General features: G+C 67.4%; 4 protein-coding genes and 1 pseudogene. 4 read left to right on the top strand and 1 reads right to left on the bottom strand.

Annotated elements, in window-relative coordinates; all coding sequences use genetic code 11:
- Positions 1-836, top strand: a pseudogene (locus VEI45_RS07645) (replication-associated recombination protein A); the annotation flags it as partial.
- A gap of 182 nt (positions 837-1,018) precedes the next feature.
- Here the strand turns inward: VEI45_RS07645 and VEI45_RS07640 are convergent.
- Positions 1,019-1,636, bottom strand: coding sequence for a GntR family transcriptional regulator (locus VEI45_RS07640; RefSeq protein WP_324851795.1), 618 nt, complete (start codon positions 1,634-1,636; stop codon positions 1,019-1,021).
- 68 nt (positions 1,637-1,704) lie between these two features.
- On the opposite strand from VEI45_RS07640, the gene VEI45_RS07635 reads away from it, so the two are divergent.
- The 3 genes from VEI45_RS07635 to VEI45_RS07625 all read left to right on the top strand — a co-directional run.
- Entirely contained in the window at positions 1,705-3,054 is a 1,350-nt protein-coding gene (locus VEI45_RS07635; RefSeq protein ID WP_324851793.1) for an LLM class flavin-dependent oxidoreductase, read from the top strand.
- A complete protein-coding gene (locus tag VEI45_RS07630) occupies positions 3,054-4,238 on the top strand; it encodes a CoA transferase (protein WP_324851797.1) in 1,185 nt (394 codons plus the stop codon). Before VEI45_RS07635 ends, VEI45_RS07630 begins: the two co-directional genes overlap by 1 nt.
- A 13-nt stretch (positions 4,239-4,251) precedes the next feature.
- On the top strand, positions 4,252-4,630 hold a 379-nt coding region (locus VEI45_RS07625), incomplete at its 3' end, for an aldolase/citrate lyase family protein (RefSeq protein ID WP_324851791.1).

The following is a 4,630-nucleotide window of genomic DNA, read 5'->3' as shown; positions in this document are numbered from 1 at the left end:
CACGGTCGTTGATCCTGCAGCTGCGGCCATTGAGCGCCGACGACATTCGCACGGTGGTGCAGCGTGCGATCGACGATCCGCGCGGGCTGAACGGGCAAGTCGTGCAGCCCGATGCCGTCGACCTGCTCGTGCAGCTGGGAGCCGGGGACGCGCGACGTGCGCTGACCGCGTTGGAGGTCGCGGCCGAGGCGGGGAAGCAGGTCACCGTCGAGGCCATCGAGCAGTCCCTGGACCAGGCCGCAGTCCGCTACGACCGCGACGGCGATCAGCACTACGACGTCATCAGCGCGTTCATCAAGTCGGTGCGCGGCTCCGACGTCGACGCGGCGTTGCACTACCTGGCCCGGATGCTGGTCGCCGGTGAGGATCCGAGATTCATCGCTCGACGGCTGATGATCTTGGCCAGCGAGGACATCGGGATGGCCGACCCGAGCGCGCTGCAGACGGCCGTCGCCGCGGCGCAGACCGTACAACTGATCGGCATGCCCGAAGCCCAGTTGACCTTGGCGCACGCCACCGTGCACCTGGCCACGGCGCCCAAGTCGAACGCCGTGACCACCGCGCTGGGTGCGGCGATGGCCGACATCAAAGCGGGCAAGGCCGGTCTGGTGCCGCCGCATCTGCGCGACGGCCACTATTCGGGCGCGGCGGCGCTGGGCAATGCGCAGGGCTACAAATACTCCCACGACGACCCGGACGGTGTTGTGCCGCAACAGTATCCACCGGATGAACTGGTCGGTGTGGACTACTACCGCCCCACCGGCCACGGCGCTGAGCGCGAGATTGCCGGCCGACTCGAGCGGCTGCGGGCGATCATCCGGCGCAAGCGCGGCTAGCCGCGGCCGATCACCGTCGCCACACCAGCACCAAAAGTCCACGACCATACGGTGTGCCAAAGCGATGGCGTATGCGATAGCACCCGCGGATGGCGCCGGTACTGATATCACCGCGGCATCAAACTGGAGAAGGCGCTAATCCTTCTGCCAGAGGTTGGAGAGGCCGTTGGGTCTCCTGAGGTTCACGCAGACTCCAGCCGACTGGCCAGTGAACGCCCCGCCTCGAGTACATGGCGCTCGGCGATATCGCGGGCCTTCTCGGCGTCGCCGTCGGCAAGCGCCGACACCAGCGCCTGGTGATCGTCCAACGAGTGGTGTTCGTGCTCGGGGAACATCGCCAAGAAGTTCGACGGCACGACGCGGACGGCTTGGCGGATCTGCGCCAGCAATCGCCGCGAGTGGGCTGCTCGATGGATCTCGCGGTGAAAATGCCAATTCGATTCGACGTCAGTTGCCAGGTCGCGCAAACGCTGAACGCCTTCCGGGGTGACCCGCCGCGCGGCCCATGCCGCGGCCTGCCCGGTCAGCACAGCCACAATCGTGAAACTGTCCAGCACGTCCTCGGGGCTGATGCCGATCACCGTGACGCCGCTGCGGGGCGCAACCCGCACCAGTCCGTCGTAAGACAACTCGAGCAACGCCTCGCGTACCGGGGTGCGGCTGGTGGCGAACTCCTTGGTGATGGCGTCGAGGTCGAGCCGGGTGCCGGCAGGCAACGCGCCGGTGAGAATGCGGTCGCGCAACTCTCGCGCGGCGCGCTCGCGTACCGTGCCGGCGATGTCGACGTCGTTGGAGGCCATGGGCTGACTGTATGCCAATCTTAGATGTAACACTTGAAATCTAATATATCAGATGTTAGACACAGGGAATGACTACACGACAAATGGCGCTCGTCGCCTTCATGCAAGCGGGCAGCACCTCGGTGTATGCGGGGTCGTGGCGTCACCCTGCCACCGAGCACGGCTACCTCGACGCCTCCTACTACGCGAAGATCGGCAGGCAGCTCGAAGAGGGCTGCTTTGACCTGCTGTTTTTCGACGACCGGCTGGCGATGCCGGGAATTTACGGCGGGTCGGTGGCCGACGCGGTGCGCTACGGCGCACGGCCGGTGAAGCTGGACCTGTCCATCGTCTTGGGTGTGCTGGCGCAGGCGACGTCACGCATCGGCCTCGGTGCGACCTGCTCGACCACCTACTACCCGCCGTTCCACGTGGCCCGCACGTTCTCCACGCTGGACCATCTGTCGGGTGGCCGCGCGGCGTGGAACGTCGTCACCTCGGTCAACGACAGCGAAGCCCAGAATTTCGGCCTGGAAACGCATCTGGGCCACGATGCCCGTTACGACCGGGCCGAGGAGTTCATGGACGCCGTCGTCGGCCTGTGGGACACCTGGGAAGACGACGCGATCCTGCACGACCGGGTCAACGGCATCTACGCCGACCCGGACAAGGTGCACGAGCTCAACTACGAAGGGGAGTTCTTCTCGGTGCGCGGGCCGTTGACCGTGCCGCGCGGCCCGCAGGGCCGGCCGGTGATCATCCAGGCCGGCTCGTCCGGCCGCGGCCGTGAATTCGCTTCGCGCTGGGCCGATTTGATCTTCACCGGCGACCCGGGCATCGAGGTGGCCCGCAGCCACTACGCCGATCAGAAGGAGCGCATCGACGCCGCCGGCCGCGACCCGCAGTCGGTCAAGGTGTGTCCGATGGCCTACGCAGTCGTGGGGGAGTCGGAGGACCACGCCAAGCACCGCGAACAGGTCTTCCTCAACGATCTGGTGCACCCGATGGCGTCGCTGACCCTACTCTCGGAGTTGATGAATTACGATTTCTCCCAGCACGATCTGGATGACCCGATCACCGACGAGCTCATCGACTCGGTGTCCGGTATCCGTGGCCTGGTGCAGAACTTGCGTCAGCACATCGGCGACGCCATCACACTGCGCGACCTCGCCGGCCACCGCGCTACCCTGCTGCAGGGCCCGCGTTTCGTCGGCACCGGCGTGCAGGTCGCCGATCAGATGGAGGAGTGGTTCCACACCGGTGCTTGCGACGGGTTCGTCTTGGCTGCAACGCATCTGCCCGGCGCTTTCGAAGACGTGGTGCGGATGGTGGTCCCGGAGTTGCAGCGGCGCGGCCTGTTTCGCACCGGCTATGACGGCGTGACCCTGCGCGAGCACCTCGGCCTGCAGCGGCCGGCCTGCGCGCCCGTCGGGGCATGATGCTCGAAGGCATCCGGGTCCTCGACGCCGCTACCTTGGCCGCGGCACCGCTGGCGGCCACCTATCTCGGCGAGTTCGGCGCCGACGTCATCAAGATCGAGCAGCCCGACGGCGGCGACCCGATCCGCACCTGGGGCAACCAGATCGACGGCGTCGGGCTGATGTGGAAGTCGTTGTCGCGCAACAAGCGGTCAATCACCCTCAACCTGCGCGTCGCCGAGGGCCAGGCGCTGCTGCGTCGCCTCGCCCAACTTGCCGACGTGGTGATCGTCAACACCCGGCCCGCGACATTGCGCAACTGGGGGCTGGACTACCCGGCGCTGCGCGCGGTCAACGACCGCATCGTCATGCTGCACATCACCGGCTACGGGTTGACCGGCCCGAAGAGCGAACGGCCCGGCTTCGGGACGCTCGGCGAGGCGATGAGCGGCTTTGCCAACATCACCGGTGAGGCCGACGGACCGCCCACGCTGCCGCCGTTTATGCTGGCCGACGGGGTGGCGTCGCTCAACGCCGCCTACGCGGTGATGATGGCGCTCTACCACCGCGACGTGCACGGCGCGTCCGGCCAGTTGATCGACGTCAACCTGATCGACCCGCTGGCCCGGCTGCTGGAACAGACGCTGCTGGGCTACGACCAACTCGGGCTGGTGCCCACGCGGGCGGGCAACCGCTGGGATATCTCGGCGCCGCGCAATACGTACCGCACCGCCGACGACCGCTGGCTGGCGATGTCGGGCAGCTCCCCGCAACTGGCACTGCGGGTGTTCCGCGCCATCGGACGCGCCGAACTGGTCGACGACGCCGACTTCTCCGACCCGCAGCGGCGGCTGGCGCGGGCCCGCGAGGTGGACCAGGTGGTCGCCGACTGGGTGGCCACCAAGACGCTGGCCGAGGCGATGGAGATCCTTGACGCGGCCGAGGTGGCCGCCGCGCCGGTCTACGACATCACCGATCTGGTCGCCGACGAACAGCTGGCGCACCGCGAGGTCTTCGTCAAAGTCGGCGACGACGAACTCGGTGCCATGACCGTTCAGGCGCCGGTGCCGCGGTTCTCGGCGGCGACCGGGCGGGTGCAGCATCTGGGCCCACGGATCGGTGAGCACAACACCGAGGTGTACGGCGAACTGCTCGGGCTGAGCGGCGGCGATGTCGACGAGCTGCACGCCCGCGGTGTGCTGTGAAAGGAGACTGCCGATGACTCGGACGACGCCGTTACTGCGGCGCTCGGAGCTGGCCGTTCCGGCCAGCAACGATCACATGTTCGCGCACGCTGCGGCCTCCGAGGCCGACCTGGTGTTCCTCGACCTGGAAGACGCCGTCGCACCGGCCCATAAAGAAGCGGCACGCGCCAAAGCCATTACCGCGCTGACTGAACTCGACTGGGGACGGACCGTGCGGGCGATCCGCATCAACGGCCTCGACACCCCGTGGTGCCATGACGACATCGTCGAGGTCGTCACCCACGCCCGGGAGAACCTCGAGACGATCATCGTCCCGAAAGCGTTGCGCGGCCGCGATGTCTGGTGGGTCGACGTGCTGCTGACCCAGCTGGAGGCCAAGCTGGGCCTGACCC

The organism is Mycobacterium sp. (assembly GCF_035623875.1).
Taxonomy (GTDB): Bacteria; Actinomycetota; Actinomycetes; order Mycobacteriales; family Mycobacteriaceae; genus Mycobacterium.
Note: the sequence above shows the minus strand (reverse complement) of the source record. Positions and strands in the feature narration are given on the sequence as shown.